General features: G+C 55.5%; 16 protein-coding genes and 4 tRNA genes. 6 read left to right on the plus strand and 14 right to left on the minus strand.

What is annotated here, in order from left to right; genetic code table 11:
* Positions 1-2: 2 nt before the first annotated feature.
* Together C2E16_RS16470 and C2E16_RS16475 are read left to right on the plus strand one after the other, a co-directional pair.
* On the plus strand, positions 3-791 hold the full coding sequence (locus C2E16_RS16470) for a cytochrome C assembly family protein (RefSeq protein ID WP_038624538.1): 789 nt from the start codon (positions 3-5) through the stop codon (positions 789-791).
* A 23-nt stretch (positions 792-814) separates the two neighbouring features.
* The gene (locus C2E16_RS16475) at positions 815-2,101 is read left to right on the plus strand and encodes an HlyC/CorC family transporter (protein WP_038624537.1); all 1,287 of its coding nucleotides are present in this window, start codon (positions 815-817) and stop codon (positions 2,099-2,101) included.
* Positions 2,102-2,151: 50 nt separating this feature from the next.
* Here the strand turns inward: C2E16_RS16475 and luxS are convergent, their stop codons facing one another.
* From luxS to pncC, 13 genes are all read right to left on the minus strand, one after another.
* Positions 2,152-2,670, minus strand: coding sequence for an S-ribosylhomocysteine lyase (gene luxS / locus C2E16_RS16480; RefSeq protein ID WP_038624536.1), 519 nt, complete (start codon positions 2,668-2,670; stop codon positions 2,152-2,154).
* Positions 2,671-2,818: 148 nt separating this feature from the next.
* A complete protein-coding gene (gene gshA, locus C2E16_RS16485; protein WP_038624535.1) occupies positions 2,819-4,423 on the minus strand; it encodes a glutamate--cysteine ligase in 1,605 nt (534 codons plus the stop codon).
* A 31-nt stretch (positions 4,424-4,454) separates the two neighbouring features.
* The gene (locus C2E16_RS16490; protein ID WP_038624534.1) at positions 4,455-4,880 is read right to left on the minus strand and encodes a YqaA family protein; all 426 of its coding nucleotides are present in this window, start codon (positions 4,878-4,880) and stop codon (positions 4,455-4,457) included.
* Positions 4,877-5,443, minus strand: coding sequence for a fructose-1-phosphate/6-phosphogluconate phosphatase (gene yqaB / locus C2E16_RS16495; protein WP_084970898.1), 567 nt, complete (start codon positions 5,441-5,443; stop codon positions 4,877-4,879). The genes C2E16_RS16490 and yqaB overlap by 4 nt, the downstream gene beginning before the upstream one ends.
* A gap of 280 nt (positions 5,444-5,723) precedes the next feature.
* Positions 5,724-5,800, minus strand: a tRNA-Arg gene (locus C2E16_RS16500).
* A 72-nt stretch (positions 5,801-5,872) separates the two neighbouring features.
* Positions 5,873-5,949, minus strand: a tRNA-Arg gene (locus C2E16_RS16505).
* Positions 5,950-6,039: 90 nt separating this feature from the next.
* Positions 6,040-6,116: transfer RNA gene (locus C2E16_RS16510), tRNA-Arg, on the minus strand.
* Between the two features lie 11 nt (positions 6,117-6,127).
* Positions 6,128-6,220, minus strand: a tRNA-Ser gene (locus C2E16_RS16515).
* Between the two features lie 289 nt (positions 6,221-6,509).
* Positions 6,510-6,689, minus strand: coding sequence for a carbon storage regulator CsrA (gene csrA / locus C2E16_RS16520; protein WP_038624529.1), 180 nt, complete (start codon positions 6,687-6,689; stop codon positions 6,510-6,512).
* Positions 6,690-6,935: 246 nt separating this feature from the next.
* The gene (alaS, locus tag C2E16_RS16525) at positions 6,936-9,563 is read right to left on the minus strand and encodes an alanine--tRNA ligase (RefSeq protein ID WP_038624527.1); all 2,628 of its coding nucleotides are present in this window, start codon (positions 9,561-9,563) and stop codon (positions 6,936-6,938) included.
* Between the two features lie 137 nt (positions 9,564-9,700).
* Positions 9,701-10,210, minus strand: coding sequence for a regulatory protein RecX (locus C2E16_RS16530; protein ID WP_038624525.1), 510 nt, complete (start codon positions 10,208-10,210; stop codon positions 9,701-9,703).
* 131 nt (positions 10,211-10,341) lie between these two features.
* Positions 10,342-11,412 (minus strand): recombinase RecA, encoded by a 1,071-nt coding sequence (gene recA, locus C2E16_RS16535; RefSeq protein WP_038624523.1) that lies wholly within the window; start codon positions 11,410-11,412, stop codon positions 10,342-10,344.
* 94 nt (positions 11,413-11,506) lie between these two features.
* Positions 11,507-12,007 (minus strand): nicotinamide-nucleotide amidase, encoded by a 501-nt coding sequence (pncC, locus tag C2E16_RS16540; protein ID WP_038624521.1) that lies wholly within the window; start codon positions 12,005-12,007, stop codon positions 11,507-11,509.
* A 352-nt stretch (positions 12,008-12,359) separates the two neighbouring features.
* Here pncC and C2E16_RS16545 point away from each other — a divergent pair, with 352 nt between their 5' ends.
* Positions 12,360-13,247, plus strand: coding sequence for a dihydrodipicolinate synthase family protein (locus C2E16_RS16545; protein ID WP_084970329.1), 888 nt, complete (start codon positions 12,360-12,362; stop codon positions 13,245-13,247).
* A gap of 70 nt (positions 13,248-13,317) precedes the next feature.
* On the opposite strand, the gene C2E16_RS16550 is transcribed toward C2E16_RS16545, so the two are convergent.
* Entirely contained in the window at positions 13,318-13,659 is a 342-nt protein-coding gene (locus C2E16_RS16550; protein WP_038624517.1) for a zinc ribbon domain-containing protein YjdM, read from the minus strand.
* A gap of 312 nt (positions 13,660-13,971) precedes the next feature.
* Between C2E16_RS16550 and mutS the strand changes: the two genes are divergently transcribed.
* From mutS to C2E16_RS16565, 3 genes are all read left to right on the plus strand, one after another.
* The gene (gene mutS, locus C2E16_RS16555; RefSeq protein WP_084970330.1) at positions 13,972-16,515 is read left to right on the plus strand and encodes a DNA mismatch repair protein MutS; all 2,544 of its coding nucleotides are present in this window, start codon (positions 13,972-13,974) and stop codon (positions 16,513-16,515) included.
* A 543-nt stretch (positions 16,516-17,058) separates the two neighbouring features.
* Positions 17,059-17,289 (plus strand): type II toxin-antitoxin system VapB family antitoxin, encoded by a 231-nt coding sequence (gene vapB / locus C2E16_RS16560; protein ID WP_084970331.1) that lies wholly within the window; start codon positions 17,059-17,061, stop codon positions 17,287-17,289.
* A complete protein-coding gene (locus tag C2E16_RS16565) occupies positions 17,286-17,702 on the plus strand; it encodes a type II toxin-antitoxin system VapC family toxin (protein ID WP_038624510.1) in 417 nt (138 codons plus the stop codon). Before vapB ends, C2E16_RS16565 begins: the two co-directional genes overlap by 4 nt.
* The last annotated feature ends 125 nt before the right edge of the window (positions 17,703-17,827 follow it).

Below are 17,827 nucleotides of genomic sequence, written 5' to 3' on the forward strand. Positions count from 1 at the left end.
CTATGTCTGCTTTTGCGATTCTGGCGCTCTTTGCCTACTCATTTAGCCTTGCGTTAATCGTTCCCAGCCTGCTGCGGAATAACGGCGCCTGGCGACGCATGGCCGTGCTTTCCGCGACGCTGGCGCTGGCCGCTCACGCGGTGGCGCTGCAGCAACGCATCTTTGTCAATGGCGGTCAGAACCTCAGCCTGCTGAATATCGGTTCGCTGGTCAGCCTGCTGATCTGCATCATTATGACTATCGTCGCTTCGCGAAATCGCGGTTGGCTGCTACTGCCGATCGTCTACAGCTTTGCGCTGATCAATCTCGCCTTCGCCACCTTTGTGCCGAACGCGTTTATCACGCATCTGGAAGCGACGCCCGGTATGATGATCCATATCGGCCTGGCGCTGTTCGCCTACGCCACGCTGATTATCGCCGCGCTGTATGCGTTGCAGCTGGCGTGGATCGACTACCAGCTGAAAAACAAACGGCTGGCGTTCAGCAGCGAGATGCCGCCGCTGATGACCATCGAGCGAAAAATGTTTCATATCACGCAGGTCGGCGTCGTTCTGCTGACGCTGGTGCTCTGCACCGGCCTGTTTTATATGCAAAACCTTTTCTCGCCTGAGAATGTCGATAAAGCCGTGCTGTCGATTCTGGCGTGGTTTGTGTATGTCGTTCTGCTCTGGGGACACTATCATGAAGGCTGGCGCGGTCGCCGCGTTGTCTGGTTTAACTGCGGCGGCGCGTTGCTCTTAACCATGTCCTACTTCGGCAGCCGTGTTTTACAACACCTGCTTACCCACTGACTGGCAATTACAAGGATTTCGCGTTGGAACACGTTTCAACCACCACACTGATTATTACGCTGGTTGTAATGATTCTGGTCTCGGCCTACTTTTCCGGCTCCGAGACCGGCATGATGACCCTCAACCGCTACCGGCTGCGCCATAAAGCGCGCAGCGGCAATCGCGCCGCGCGCCGCGTTGAAAAACTGCTGCGTCGTCCTGACCGGCTGATAAGTCTGGTGCTAATCGGCAACAACCTGGTCAACATTCTCGCCTCCGCGCTGGCCACTATCGTCGGCATGCGTATGTATGGCGATGCGGGCGTTGCTATCGCCACCGGCATATTGACTTTCGCCGTGCTGATTTTCGCCGAAGTATTGCCGAAAACCGTGGCTGCGCTCTACCCGGAGAAGGTCGCCTATCCCAGCAGTCTGCTGCTGGGCCCGCTGCAGATCGTGATGATGCCGCTGGTGTGGCTGCTGAACACCATTACGCGCCTGCTGATGCGCATGGTCGGCATTAAGTCCGACGGGGCGATCAGCGCCGCGCTAAGCAAGGATGAGCTGCGCACCATCGTCTACGAGTCGCGTTCACTGATGTCGCGTCGCCATCAGGATATGTTGCTCTCGGTGCTTGATTTAGAGAAGGTCAACGTTGATGACATCATGGTGCCGCGCAATGAGATCGTTGGCATCAACATCAACGATGACTGGAAATCTATCGAGCGTCAGGTCTCTCATTCGCCTCACGGCCGGATCGTGCTGTTCCGCGATTCGCTGGACGACGCGGTGGCGATGCTACGCGTGCGCGAAGCCTGGCGCATGATGACCGAGAAGAAAGAGTTCACTAAAGAGAACCTGCTGCGCGCCGCGGATGAAATCTACTTTGTGCCGGAAGGCACGCCGCTCAACGTGCAGCTGGTGAAGTTTCAGCGCAACAAGAAGAAAGTCGGCCTGGTGGTGGATGAGTATGGCGATATCAAAGGTCTGGTCACCATCGAGGATATTCTGGAAGAGATCGTCGGCGACTTTACCACCTCGATGTCCCCTTCTCTGGCGGAAGAGGTCATGCCGCAGAGCGACGGCTCGGTGCTGATTGAAGGCAGCGCCAACGTGCGCGAAATTAATAAAGCCTTTAACTGGCATCTGCCGCAGGAAGAGGCGCGCACCATTAACGGCATGCTGCTGGAGGAACTGGAAGAGATTCCGCAGGCCGGCACGCGCATTCAGGTAGAAAACTACGATGTCGACATTCTCGATGTGCAGGACAATATGGTGAAACAGGTGCGGATTACGCCGCAGCAACCGCTGAAATCCACCGTCAATTCCTGATGCCCGCCCAATAAAAAAGGCCGCTCTCGCGGCCTTTTTTAGCTTCACACTCAGTGAATTTCCAGCTCTTTCAACTTATCTTTCGGCAGCGCCAGCTCGTCGTTGTGATTGACGCGCACATCATGCTCGATGATGTGACGAGCGATATCTTTCGCCTCGTCCAGCGAATGCATCTGGTAAGTGCCGCACTGATATTCGTTCAGTTCCGGGATCTGGTTCTGTTCCTGCACTTTCAGCACATCATTCATCGCCGCTTTCCAGGCGTCCGCCACGCGCTGTTCCGCCGGCGTGCCGATCAAACTCATGTAGAAACCGGTGCGGCAGCCCATCGGAGAGATATCGATAATTTCCACGCCGTCGCCGTTCAGGTGGTTACGCATAAAGCCTGCGAACAGATGTTCCAGCGTATGGATGCCGCGCTCAGGCATCACTTCTTTATTCGGCACGCAGAAGCGCAGATCGAATACAGTGATGGTATCGCCATGGGGCGTATTCATAGTTTTTGCTACGCGTACCGCCGGTGCGGCCATACGCGTATGGTCGACGGTAAAACTGTCCAGCAATGGCATATTGTTACCTCAGCTAAAAATTTTTTTGTGAACGATGAAACTTTTGTCTTCGCCGTGCGTCTGAATATATGAAAGACGCGCATTTGTTATCATCATCCCTGACAACAGAGATGTTAATTTGGCCACATTGATGTGGCCTTTTTCTTTTCTAGCCCTTTTTACCCGCCAGAAACGCTTCGAAGCTGAGCGTATCCGCCGCTTCCAGCGCCTGTTGCGCATTGCGCGAGCGTAGCGCTTCCTGAGTAAAATCTTCCGGCTTCAGCACTTCTAACGGTTCTTCCGTCAGCATCTGACGATACTGCTCTGAAAGCGCCAGGCCGGTGCCGCTGATGCCGTTATCCAGCATCGCCTGCAGAATACGTGCGGAATAGGTTAGCGCAGGATCGTCAAAACAGGCGACCAGACGATCGCACACTTCCTGATATTCCGTGCCGTCAGACTGTCGATCGAGCACCTCCGCCACGCGGCTGAGGTCGGCGAACAGCGCTTTGCCCACTTCCGTCAGCGGCAGATGCGCATCTTCACAGCCCATAGCGATCGTCTGATCGGGCTTACGTCCTTCAAGAATAACGCGGTTCCAGTTCTTGCGCGCGCACTGCAGCTCAGCGCTGCTCATCTCCGGCGCATCCGCAAGGGTACACCAAATCAGGAAGAGATCGAGGAAGCGCACCTGCGTCTCATCGACGCCTATCGGCGAGAAAGGATTGATATCAAGCGAACGAACTTCAATATATTCAATGCCGCCGCGCGCCAGCGCATCAGAGGGCGCTTCGCCGGAGCGGGTCACGCGTTTAGGACGAATCGGCGCGTACAGCTCGTTTTCGATTTGCAGCACGTTGGTATTCAGCTGCAGCCAGCGGCCCTCTTCATCCTTCACGCCCAAACGCGCGTACTCTTCAGATGGCGTTTTGATGGCGTTTTTCAGCGCCTGGACATAGCCGTCCAGCGTGTTGAAGGTGATGCCCAGACTGCTTTGCGATTTATTGGTGTAGCCTAAATCGCTCAGGCGCAGCGAGGTTGCGTACGGCAGCCAGAGCATGCCGCGCTCGCTGCGCTCGAAGGGCAGACTGCTCTCATTGCCTTGCAGGAAGGTCGAACAGACCGCCGGCGAAGCGCCGAACAGATAAGGGATCACCCAGCCGAAGCGATAGTAGTTGCGGATCAGACGCAAATAGCCGGCAGAAATCGCCTCTTTGCCGCTTTCCGCATCTTTCACGCCCGCCCAGGCCTGCCAGAAAGAGAGCGGCAGCGAGAAGTTGTAATGCACGCCGGAGATGGTCTGCATCAGCGCGCCGTAGCGGTTTTTCAATCCTTCGCGGTAGAGCGTCTTCATGCGGCCGATATTCGAGCTGCCATACTGCGCCAGCTGGATATCATCGCTGTTTTCAATCACGCAGGGCATACTGAAGGGCCACATACGCTCCTCGCCCAATTCGCGCGCTACGTGACGATGAATATCGCGCAGAAAAGCGAGTAAATGATCGATATCCCGATCGACGGGCGTGATGAATTCCAGCAGCGATTCAGCAAAGTCAGTGGTGATCCATTTATGGGTCAGCGCCGCGCCAAAATGCGATGGATGGCCGGTAGTAGCCAGCTTGCCGTCGGGCCTGACGCGCAGTGTTTCACGCTCAATGCCGCGACCAATACCTTTCAGGGCGTCAGGGTGAGCTTCCAGCCAGGAAAGCGCCTGTGATACGTCCGGGATCAAAGTGACCTCCCGCTCAGAGAATAATTTATTTTTGTTCAGCATAATGTTAACCGTAGCCCCGATTCCATGTGAATCAATGCCACCACGCCATGCCCTGTAAAGTTGCAGTCGCGACCACCACGTAACGCAGGGTTTTCCCGATAGTCAGAAACAGCACTACCGGTAGCCATGAGAAACGCAACCAACCGGCCAGAACGCACAACACATCGCCAATCAGCGGTAGCCAGCTGAACAGCAGTGCTGCAGGACCCAACCGACGCAACCACGCCATTGCTGTGTCATGCCATCGCCCCTGCTTTTGCGGCAGCAGGCGACCAATAACCACGTTTGTTAATCCGCCGAGCGTATTCCCCACGGCTGCGACAAAAACCAACCCTAATGCCGGCATCTTCCCGGCCAGTAACAGCGTAACCAACAATAATTCAGAGCTGCCCGGAAGCAGCGTAGCGCTCAAAAAACTGCTGGTGAATAACGAGCCGTATCCCAGGAGGTCATTCACAATAAACGGACATCCACCGCATCCATGCCGGCGGCGCGCGCGGCCAGAAGGCCGAAATCGGCATCTTCAAACACCACGCATTTTTGCGGCGGCACGCCCATCAGCGCGGCGCACTGCAGAAAAGTATCAGGTTCGGGCTTATGGCGTTTCACATCATCTGCGCCGACGATCGCGTCGAAATAGTGACGCAGCTGTAAATGCTGTAATAACGCCTCGGCCATGGCGCGTTCACTGCCGGTGCCGAGCGCCATAGGCGTGCGGCCATGATACGCTTTGACCACCTCAATCAGCGGCAGCGGGCGCACGCTGTCGAACAGCATGGTTTTAACCGCTGCGGTTTTCTCCGCCGCCAGCTGGTGGGGATCGAGATCGGCCTGATGGCCGTCAATGATAAACTGCGCCACGCGCCAGGTTGGCGAACCGTTGAGGCCGATCATCGCCTGCTCGTCAAACGACAGGCCATAGCGCCCCAGCACGTGCGCCCACGCCTGACGATGCGTCTGTTCGGTATCCAGAATAGTACCGTCCATATCGAAAATCAGTCCGTCATAACGATCGTACATACCTTCTCCCGGCAATGAATAAACGCACCTTTACTTTAACGTAAAGTGTGCGGATTGTCGCCGGTAGCAATGAACAGCAAATGCTTTGAATCTATTGAAGAATTCAGGAATCAGAAAAAGGTCAGAGAGTTAGCGGCACACAGGGAATGCTGGCGGGCGATCAAAACAGGCGATAACGACAAAGATATAAACGGGGCAATAAACGGGATAACGGAGAAAACTAAACCGGAGAACAAAGAGAAATAATCAGGAAGATAAAAAAACAGGTGGGTAGAGAAGATGGTGCATCCGGGAGGATTCGAACCTCCGACCGCTCGGTTCGTAGCCGAGTACTCTATCCAGCTGAGCTACGGATGCATCGGAAAAACAAGGGGGAACTGCAACTGCCTGAAGATATACCGGGGAAGAACCTTAATCCTTCTGAGAAGATGGTGCATCCGGGAGGATTCGAACCTCCGACCGCTCGGTTCGTAGCCGAGTACTCTATCCAGCTGAGCTACGGATGCATTACAAATTCTTGTATAACGCAGGGTGCTAACAACTCACCGTGACACAGACTGCTAACACTGTATCGATTTACTTCACACTCTCTGAGATGGTGCATCCGGGAGGATTCGAACCTCCGACCGCTCGGTTCGTAGCCGAGTACTCTATCCAGCTGAGCTACGGATGCATCTCAATAAATGGCGGTGAGGGAGGGATTCGAACCCTCGATGCAGCTTTTGACCGCATACTCCCTTAGCAGGGGAGCGCCTTCAGCCTCTCGGCCACCTCACCTTACGCGTTCTTGCGAACTGTGCTGCTGAACTTTGTTTCCGCTCATCGGCACTGCGTGGCGCACATATTACTTTCCCGGACTTATAAGTCAAACAATTTTTCCCAACAAATTTTCGTTTGCACAAAAGCCACGCAATTTGCATGTTTTGCCGACAAAAAGAGTGATTAATCAACAGAGAAACCGGGGAGAGTTCACAAACTGACGTAAAAAGGGAGAGAAAAGATCGGGCGGGAAAAAGCATTGCGCCTCACTGCAAAGAAGCGAGGCGCGCGATTCTGTATAGCTTTCTTACTGAGGCTGGCTCTTTTCAGCCTGAATGCGCTGATAGATTTCTTCACGGTGTACTGAGACTTCTTTCGGCGCGTTCACGCCGATACGTACCTGGTTACCTTTGACGCCCAGTACCGTTACCGTCACCTCATCGCCAATCATGAGGGTTTCACCAACTCGACGAGTTAGAATAAGCATTCTTTGCTCCTTGAAAGATTAAAAGAGTCGGGCCTGTCGGGTCCCCGGCATTATCCATCATATAGCGCTAAACGTAGATGATGACAAATACATCAAAGCATCTTGTCACGCCAATACATTCTGCTGATAGTTAGTTTAGCCGAAATCATTACCCGCAACCTGACTTTGTTATTACAGAGTACGGATTGCATTAAAAAGCGCCAGCGGAGGTAATCCGCGGCGCTTTCCGCACTGCTTTTTTATTTCTTACAGTCTGGAGACAACCCAGGATTCGACGCTGGCCAACGCCGCAGGCAGCGCCTGAGCGTCGGTGCCGCCCGCCTGGGCCATATCCGGGCGACCGCCGCCCTTGCCGCCGACCTGCTGCGCGACCGCGCCAACCAGTTCGCCTGCTTTCACGCGATCGGTAAGATCTTTGGTTACGCCGGCGATCAGGGAGACCTTCCCATCCGCCACGGTAGCCAGCACGATAACCGCTGAACCCAGCTGATTTTTCAAATCATCAACCATGGTGCGCAACAGCTTCGGTTCGACATTGCTCAGCTCGCTGACCAGCAGTTTAACGCCGCCGATTTCAACGGCTTTGCTGCTCAACGAGGCGCTCTCCTGAGCCGCCTGCTGATCTTTCAACTGCTGCAGCTCTTTTTCCAGCGCGCGCGTATGTTCCAGCACGGCGCGCACTTTTTCATTCAGGTTGCTGCTGTTGGCTTTCACCAGCTGCGCGAGATCCTGCAGCTGTTCAGCTTGCGCATTCACCTGCGCCAGCGCCGCTTCGCCGGTAATCGCTTCGATGCGACGCACGCCTGCGGCGGTGCCGGATTCAGAGGTGATGCGGAACAGGCCGATATCGCCGGTACGGCTGGCGTGCGTGCCGCCGCAGAGCTCGGTAGAGAAATCGCCCATGCTCAGCACGCGCACGCGCGCGTCATATTTCTCGCCGAACAGCGCCATCGCGCCCTTCGCCCTCGCCTCTTCGAGATCCATGATATTGGTCTCGACAGGCAGGTTGCGGCGAATTTGCGCGTTGACGATATCCTCGACCTGGCGGATCTCCTGCGGCTTCATTGCTTCCGCATGGGAGAAATCGAAACGCAGGTATTTATCGTTAACCAGCGAGCCTTTTTGCGCGACATGATCGCCCAATACCTGACGCAGCGCCGCATGCAGCAGGTGCGTGGCGGAGTGATTCAGGCGAATGCGTGCGCGGCGCGCTTCATCAACCTGCGCATCCAGACGATCGCCAACGCGCAGATGACCGGCCGTGAGCTTGCCGATATGTCCGATAGCCTGACCATATTTCTGCGTGTCGCTGACGCTGAACTCGGCATTCATGCCTTTCAGCACGCCGGTATCGCCGACCTGGCCGCCCGATTCGCCATAGAACGGCGTTTCATCCAGTACAATCACCCCTTCCTGACCGGCGGTGATCTCTTCGGCGGGCTGACCGTTGACGTAAATGGCGGCGATCGCCGCCTTCAGCGCCAGGTTGTCATAACCTTTAAACGCCGAAGCGGAATCGATGCTAATAACATTGCTGTAGTCGGCGCCGAAGCCGCTGGCTTCGCGAGCGCGCTGACGCTGCTGCTCCATCGCCTTTTCAAAGCCCTGCTCGTCGATTTTCAGATTACGCTCACGGCAAACGTCCGCCGTCAGATCTGCCGGGAAGCCGAAGGTGTCATACAGCCGGAAAACCGTTTCGCCATCCAGCGTATCGCCCTGCAGGTTAGCCAGCTCTTCATCCAACAGCGCCAGCCCGCGTTCCAGCGTTTTGGCGAACTGCTCCTCTTCGCTTTTCAGAATCTGCTCAACCTGTGCCTGTTGACGTTGCAGATCTTCACCGGCGCTGCCCATGACTTCAATGAGCGGGCCGACCAGCTTATAGAAGAAGCTGCCTTTCGCGCCCAGCATGTTGCCGTGACGCACCGCGCGACGAATAATGCGACGCAGCACGTAACCCCGATTTTCATTGGAAGGGATCACGCCGTCTGCGATCAGGAAGGCGCAGGAGCGGATATGGTCAGCGATCACGCGCAGCGATTTGTTGCTTAAGTCGGTCGCGCCGGTCACGTCCGCCACGGCTTTAATTAGCTTCTGGAACAGGTCGATTTCATAGTTGGAGTTCACATGCTGCAGCACGGCGGAGATACGCTCCAGACCCATGCCAGTATCCACCGACGGCTTCGGCAGCGGCAGCATGGTGCCGTCAGGCTGGCGGTTGAACTGCATGAAAACGATATTCCAGATCTCAATGTAGCGATCGCCGTCTTCTTCCGGGCTGCCCGGCGGGCCGCCGTAAATATGGTCGCCGTGATCGTAGAAAATTTCGCTGCACGGACCACAGGGGCCGGTATCGCCCATCTGCCAGAAGTTATCTGACGCGTAAGCGCTGCCTTTATTGTCGCCGATGCGAATAATGCGTTCGTGCGGCACGCCGATATCGTTGGCCCAGATATCATACGCCTCGTCATCGGTCGCATAGACGGTCACCCACAGACGCTCTTTCGGCAGGTTAAACCATGCCGCCGAGGTCAGCAGTTCCCATGCGAAGGCGATAGCCTCTTTTTTGAAATAGTCGCCGAAGCTGAAATTGCCCAGCATTTCAAAGAAGGTGTGGTGGCGCGCGGTATAGCCGACGTTTTCCAGGTCATTATGTTTACCGCCGGCGCGTACGCAGCGCTGGGAAGTAGTGGCACGCGAGTAGCTGCGCTTGTCCTGCCCCAGAAAAACATCTTTAAACTGGTTCATCCCGGCGTTGGTAAACAGTAACGTCGGGTCGTTATTAGGTACGAGGGAGCTGCTGGCAACAACCTGATGTCCCTTGCTATGGAAAAAATCGAGAAACGTTTGACGGATCTCAGCAGTACTCTTGCTCATAAATATCCTGGAATACGCTAACGAAGGTTCTTCCCTTTGCACCGGGCGGGCGTTCCACACGGCTGCGTGAAGAGTTACCAACAAAAAGTGGGAATAAGATAAATTTTCTTCAGTGCGAAGTAAAATCCCATCGCGATTCAATCACTATAATTTCGGAAAATCGACTGGATATCTTCCATAAAAAAGCCTTTCGCCTGTAAATAGCGTTGCACCCTGGCCTTTTCTTTCCATTCTGTCGGCAACGGCAGGCCAAATTTACGCTCCGCCACGTCGAAAGCCTGCGCAGACCAGTCAATCTCAGCTTCGGCCAGCGCGGTTTCCGCCAGCTCGCGGCCAATGCCTTTTTGCGTCAGTTCCATGCGGATGCGCTGCGGGCCATACCCTTTACGGCTGCGGCTGACGACAAAACGCTGGGCGAAACGCACATCGTCCAGCCACTGATGTTCATAACACCAGGCGACGAGTTGCTCCAGCAGCTCCGCAGGGATCTCTTCAGCCTGCTCTTCATTGCGCAGCGCCGCGCGCGCGGCTGTCTGCATGATTTTGCGACGAAACTCCGCTTCGCTGTGATCGCGCATCGCCAGAATACGCGTGGCACGATCCAGCAGGCGAGCAAAAGTAACCGGTTTTGCGGGCTTGTCAGTCATTACGTTTCCGTCAGGGTTGAAAGATAAGATTTGGGATAAAACGCGAGGGTAACGAGAATTGATGGAGGATACAAAGAATTAGCGTGTTTAGCGTAAAAAACCCCGGCCAGCTGGGCTGACCGGGGTATTAATCAGAAGTCTTCGTTCGTTTCGCTGGCGGCGTCTTCATAATCTTCCGCCGAAACATTCGCTTTGCCTTCTTCTGTCGGGTTGTTCAGCAGCATATCGCGCAGCTTCTGTTCAATCTCGTTAGCGATGGCGCTGTTCTCTTTCAGGTAGTTGCTGGCGTTCGCTTTACCCTGGCCGATTTTATCGCCATTGTAGCTATACCAGGCACCTGCTTTTTCGATCAGCTTGTGCTTCACGCCCAGATCGACCAGTTCGCCATAGACGTTAATCCCTTCACCATACATGATCTGGAATTCCGCCTGTTTAAACGGCGCGGCGATTTTGTTTTTCACCACTTTAACGCGGGTTTCGCTGCCGACGACGTTGTCGCCCTCTTTAATCGCGCCAATGCGGCGGATATCAAGACGCACAGATGCGTAGAACTTCAACGCGTTACCACCGGTAGTGGTTTCCGGGTTACCGAACATCACACCAATCTTCATACGAATCTGGTTGATAAAGATCAGCAGCGTATTGGACTGCTTCAGGTTACCCGCCAGTTTACGCATCGCCTGGCTCATCATACGCGCGGCCAGACCCATATGGGAGTCACCGATCTCACCTTCGATTTCCGCTTTCGGCGTCAACGCCGCAACGGAGTCGACGATGATCACGTCAACCGCGCCCGAGCGCGCCAGCGCGTCACAGATTTCCAGCGCCTGCTCACCGGTATCCGGCTGAGAACAGAGCAGGTTATCGATATCAACGCCCAGTTTCTTGGCGTAAACCGGATCGAGCGCATGTTCAGCGTCGATAAAGGCACAGGTTTTGCCTTTACGCTGCGCGGCGGCGATCACCTGCAGAGTCAGCGTGGTTTTACCCGAAGACTCTGGCCCGTAAATCTCAACAATACGGCCCATCGGCAGGCCGCCAGCGCCAAGGGCGATATCAAGCGAAAGTGAACCGGTCGAGATGGTTTCCACATCCATTGAGCGGTCTTCACCCAGGCGCATGATGGAGCCTTTACCAAATTGCTTCTCAATTTGGCCCAGCGCTGCAGCCAGAGCCTTTTGCTTGTTTTCGTCAATAGCCATTTTTACTCCTAATCATGCAGGGGTAAAGCACGCCACCGGAGTGGACAATGCTCTCGTTCGTTGGAGAGTAATTATACTGTATAATCATACAGTATCAAGTCAAATTTTTGAGAAAATCATCATGCAGCGTTTGCAGCGCCAGCGCCACGGTTTGCCGCCGCACTGCATCGCGATCTCCCTGAAAAATATGGCGTTTCGCCACCCGCTGACCGGCGCTTGTGGCGAAGCCGAACCAGACTGTGCCCACCGGTTTGTCGGCGCTGCCACCATCCGGTCCGGCGATGCCACTGACCGCAATGGCGAAGTCGGCGTTAGCCTCTTTTAACGCGCCGGCGGCCATCTCTTTTACCACCTGTTCGCTGACCGCGCCCCACTGTTGCAGGCTGGTTTCGGCGACGCCCACCATCTGCTGCTTCGCCTCATTACTGTAGGTGATAAACGCGCGTTCAAACCAGGCGGAGCTGCCGGGCACGTCGGTCAACACTTTGGCAATCCAGCCGCCGGTACAGGATTCAGCGGTCGTTACCGTCGCGTGATGCCGCAGCAATAGCTGCCCGGTAAGGATGCTTAATTCATTAAGCCGATCGTCAGTCATCATTCCATCCTTGTTAGCGATATCAGTAACGTTAGCAATAAACCTGGCGCAAAGCGTACCGTTTTCACGTTTTACCGCAGATGAAATTGTGCTTTTGCGAGGCGGGTTCCTGCGATATATGAGGGCTGCGGGCAGTTTAGCAAGGCGGTCAGACTATTTATTCTTACTGCCGGAAAACAGGTTCCCGACGAAACAGGGTAATGCGCGTGCTGTCGCTACGGATCGCTCAGGCGCGTAATAATTAAAGATGAAAATTGCGATCGCGGTTGGATTATTGTGCTGCTCGCTGTGACATCAGCCCGTAAAGGCGATTAAGTTAAAACAATGTTTCATTTTCATTGGGAGAATGAGTATGGGATCGCAACCTGAATTTTCCGGCGTCTGGTGCCCTTCGGTTACGCCTTTTACGCAGGATAACCGCATCGATTTTGACGCGCTGGGGCAGCATTTCGCCCGTCTGGACGCCTCTGGAATCGATACGTTGTTGTTAATGGGCAGCATTGGCGAATTCGCGTCCCTGTCACAGGAGGAGCGCAAGCTGCTGCTGCGTGAAGCGCGCCGGATGTCGCGTTTAAGTATGGTGGCGAATGTCTCCAGCACCTGCCGCGCCGATATGGTGGAGCTGGCGCATCTGGCGTGGGAAAGCGGCTATGACGCCGTGATGGTATTACCGCCATGGTATTACGGGCAAACCCGCCGGCAGCTGTTAAGTTATTACCGCCAGCTGGACAGCGAGCTGGGCGGCAAGTGGTTCGCCTATAATTTCCCGGCGCGCACCGGCTGCGATTTGGACGCCGCGCTGGTGGCGGAGCTGGCTGCGGAACTGCCTCGCTTCATCGGCATAAAGGATACGACGGACTGTCTTTCCCATAACCGTTCATTAATCGAAGAGACGAAAAAAGTGCGTGACGACTTCGCTGTGCTCTCCGGCTACGATGAATATCTGCTGCCCAATCTGCTGGCGGGCGGGGCTGGCGTCATCTGCGGACTGAATAATCTGGTGCCTGCCATGTTTGCCGAAGCGATGCACGCCTGGCGCGCAGGCGATCTTGCCGCGCTTAGCCAGTTTCAGCAGCGCATCGGCAAACTGATGGCGATTTACAGCGTTGGCGATGATTTCGTTAGCGCCATCAAAACGGCGGTGTCACGTAAATTTGGCTATATGACGCCGCTGTCGCGCAATAGCGGCGGCGCCTTGAATGAAGCGCAGTGCGACGCCATTGATATGCTGTTCAGCTAACATCCGTAAAGCGGCGAAGCGGCTAACGCTGCGCCGCTTTATGCGCGGATGCGTTATCGTCCGCTGAGGCTTAGCTCTTTTTCACGAATTCGGATTTCAGCTTCATTGGGCCAAAGCCGTCGATCTTGCAATCGATATTGTGATCGCCTTCCACCAGGCGGATCCCTTTCACTTTAGTGCCGATCTTCAACGCGGAAGAGCTGCCTTTTACTTTAAGATCCTTAACCACCGTGACGCTATCGCCATCCGCGAGTTGGGTGCCGTTGACGTCGCGCACCACCAATCCTTCATCCTGCGCAGCATCCATCGCTTGTTGAGACCAGATATGGCCGCACTCAGGGCAGTTCAGCGCGTCGCCATCCTGCCAGGTATATTCGGAATGGCATTCGGGGCAAGAAGGTAAAGTCTGCATTACAACCTCATCAATAAGTACCCTGGCGGGTAAACAAAAAAGGCGGCCATTCTATAACCTTAATTTTGATGTGGATAGCCTTTCTTATGCACGATACGTTATTGAAGCGTTGCCGCCCGCGATGTTTTGCGAGCCGCGCCGAAAAAGCATGAGCGGAAATGGGGTAACGCTCCCTCTCCAGCGCTGCGCCTGTTAAGGTCGGGTAGCGCTTTAGATGCATTAACGATAGGATCCGCCTTAATACCCAGACCGCCGCTGATATCAACAGGAACACGCAAGTTGAGTGACATGACCGCAAAAGGATCAACAGATATGGATATTGGTAACCACACGCCAATGATGCAGCAATACCTTCGGCTGAAGGCGCAGCATCCTGACATCCTGCTGTTCTACCGCATGGGGGATTTCTACGAGCTGTTTTATGATGACGCGAAACGCGCCTCGCAGCTGCTCGATATCTCCCTGACAAAACGCGGCGCCTCCGCCGGTGAACCCATACCGATGGCGGGCGTGCCTTATCATGCCGTAGAAAACTATCTGGCCAGGCTGGTACAGCTGGGCGAGTCGGTAGCGCTTTGCGAACAGATCGGCGATCCGGCCCTGAGTAAAGGTCCGGTCGAGCGCAAAGTCGTACGCATCGTGACGCCTGGCACCATCAGCGATGAAGCGTTGCTGAACGAGCGTCAGGATAACCTGCTGGCGGCTATCTGGCAGGATTCGCGCGGCTTCGGCTACGCCACGCTGGATATCAGCTCCGGCCGCTTCCGCATTACAGAGCCTGCCGACCGCGAGGCGATGGCCGCTGAACTGCAACGCACCAATCCCGCAGAGCTGCTCTATCCTGAAGATTTCGCCGCGATGGATCTGATTGAAAACCGTCGCGGCATGCGCCGCCGCCCGCTGTGGGAATATGAGCTGGATACCGCGCGTCAGCAGCTTAACCTCCAGTTCGGCACGCGTGATTTAACCGGCTTCGGTGTCGAAAATGCGCATCTGGCGCTGCGCGCGGCAGGCTGCCTGTTGCAGTATGTAAAAGATACGCAGCGCACCTCCCTGCCCCATATCCGCTCCCTGACCATGGAACGTCAGCAGGACAGCATCATTATGGACGCCGCCACCCGACGTAATCTGGAGATTACGCAAAACCTGGCGGGCGGCGTGGACAATACCCTGGCGGCGGTGCTGGATAAAACCGTCACGCCGATGGGCAGCCGTATGCTGAAACGCTGGCTGCATACGCCGGTTCGTGACAGCCGCGTAATCGTTCAGCGGCAGGAAAGCATCGCCGCGCTACAGGATCTGAGCGGCGAGCTGCAGCCGGTGCTGCGTCAGGTGGGCGATCTGGAGCGTATTCTTGCGCGTCTGGCGCTGCGCACCGCACGTCCGCGCGATCTGGCGCGTATGCGTCATGCTTTTCAGCAGCTGCCGGAACTGAATGCGCAGCTGGAAGGCGTCGAGGCCGGCCATCTGCCCGCGCTGCGTCAGCAGATGGGACAATTTGACGAACTGCGCGAGCTGCTGGAACGGGCGATTATCGAAGCGCCGCCGGTGCTGGTGCGCGATGGCGGCGTTATCGCTCCCGGCTATAACGCTGAACTTGACGAGTGGCGCGCGCTGGCGGACGGCGCGACCGACTATCTCGACCGGCTGGAAATACGTGAGCGTGAAAAGCTGGGGCTGGATACCTTGAAGGTTGGCTTCAACGCGGTTCACGGCTATTACATTCAGGTCAGCCGTGGACAAAGTCATCTGGTGCCAATGCATTACGTGCGTCGTCAGACGCTGAAAAACGCTGAACGCTACATCATCCCGGAACTTAAAGAGTATGAGGACAAAGTTCTCACCTCGAAAGGCAAGGCGCTGGCGCTGGAAAAGGCGCTTTATGACGAGCTGTTCGATCTGCTGCTGCCGCATCTGGATGCGCTGCTGCAAAGCGCCGCGGCACTGGCCGAGCTGGACGTATTGACCAACCTGGCGGAGCGCGCCTGGACCTTAAACTATACGCGCCCGACCTTAAGCGACAAACCGGGCATTAAGCTCACCGGCGGGCGTCACCCGGTGGTGGAGCAGGTGTTGAAAGAGCCGTTTATCGCTAACCCGCTGGCGCTTTCCCCGCAGCGCCGCATGCTGGTGATTACCGGCCCGAACATGGGCGGTAAAAGCACCTATATGCGACAGACGGCGCTGATTGTGCTGCTGGCCTGTATCGGCAGCTTCGTGCCCGCGGAGCAGGCGACCATTGGTCCGGTCGATCGCATTTTCACCCGCGTCGGCGCGGCGGACGATCTCGCCTCCGGCCGTTCGACCTTTATGGTGGAGATGACCGAAACCGCTAATATCCTGCACAACGCTACAGAGCATAGCCTGGTGTTGATGGATGAAATCGGGCGCGGCACCTCCACCTATGACGGCCTTTCGCTCGCCTGGGCCTGCGCGGAAAGTCTCGCCAGCCGTATTAAAGCGATGACGCTGTTCGCCACGCACTATTTTGAACTGACCACGCTGGCGGAAAAAATGGAAGGCGTCGCCAATGTGCATCTGGACGCGGTAGAGCATGGCGATACCATCGCCTTTATGCACAGCGTGCAGGAAGGCGCGGCCAGCAAAAGCTACGGCCTGGCGGTGGCCGCGCTGGCCGGCGTGCCGAAAGAGGTGATCAAGCGGGCGCGTCAGAAATTGAAAGAGCTGGAAGCGCTGTCAGGCTCGGCAGCGGCAAGCAACGCCGATGGCCCGCAACTGCCGCTGCTGGTGGAAGAAACCTCGCCGGCTGTCGAAGCGCTGGAGGCGCTGGACCCTGATACGCTTTCGCCGCGTCAGGCGCTGGAGTGGATCTATCGACTGAAATCGCTGCTGTAATGTTGGGTCGGAGAGGCGGCGTCTTCCCTGCGGAGGGAAACCCTGCGGTTGTGGCAACGCGTTTAAAGCGGAGTTGACGAAGCGCCGTTTACATACGGCGCTTTTAATGGCGCGTTAACGAGAATCTGTCCAGCGAGAGTCCTCACCCAGCGGCGGCGCTGCTACTGTACTGCCCTCCAAAAGTTGGACAGAATAATCGAGGCATTAGAGAAAGAGTCCATGTATTCCATGGACTCTTTTTTGTTTCCTGCAAAAGCTAAATAAACTCTTCCACAGCCAAATTATCCATTCTGCTGCTCTTACTCCATGCGCTTCCCTGTTTCTCTGTTTCTACAACAACCTGTAATGCACCAGTCAATTGAGTAAGATCCGGTTCTGGTTATTCAGATCTTAGGTGAAGAAAAGATTAATTGAGGTATGTAGAGCATTTTTGCAGGTATCGCATGTGCACTTTTATCACTCCGAAGAAGTCGCATCTATACATATGCCAAACATCTGCATATACTTGGGATATGCTAAAACCAGTTGGTCAGGAGAAATACTATGAGAACCGTATCAATATTCAAAAACGGCAATAATCGCGCTATCCGTCTGCCCCGAGACCTGGATTTTGAGGGAGTGAGCGAACTGGAGATCATCCGGGAAGGTGACAGCATTATCCTTCGTCCCGTTCGCCCAACATGGGGTTCGTTTACTCAGCTCGAAAAAGCCGATTCAGACTTTATGGCCGAGCGTGGGGACGTCGTCAGCGATGAAGGACGGTTTGACCTGTGATCAAGACCTATATGCTGGACACCAACATTTGCTCCTTCATCATGCGTGAGCAGCCGGAAGCTGTCATTAAACGGCTGGAACAGGCAGTACTGCGCAATCATCGTATCGTGGTTTCGGCCATCACCTATGCCGAGATGCGTTTCGGTGCGATCGGAAAGAAGGCATCTCCCCGCCATGGCTTGCTCGTCGAAGCTTTCTGCGCCCGTCTCGATGCAATCCTCTCCTGGGATCGCGCCGCGGTGGACGCAACCACAGAGATTAAGGCCGCGCTGACTGCGGCCGGGACGCCAATCGGTCCGAACGACACGGCGATTGCCGGGCATGCCATCGCCGCCGGCGCCGTACTGGTGACGAACAACGTGCGAGAGTTTGAGCATGTGCCTGGGCTGGTTCTGGAAGACTGGGCTAACTGACGGCAGAAAGAATCTTGAAAACAGTAATATCCGCTTTGTGCCAGAGGCGGACATTGATAACTTTCAATTTTACTTCTGGCAAACTCCAGCCGCATAGTCTCAACAACGCGTGCCGAAGACAGTCC

Origin of the sequence: Mixta calida (genome assembly GCF_002953215.1) — a bacterium.
Lineage (GTDB): Bacteria > Pseudomonadota > Gammaproteobacteria > Enterobacterales > Enterobacteriaceae > Mixta > Mixta calida.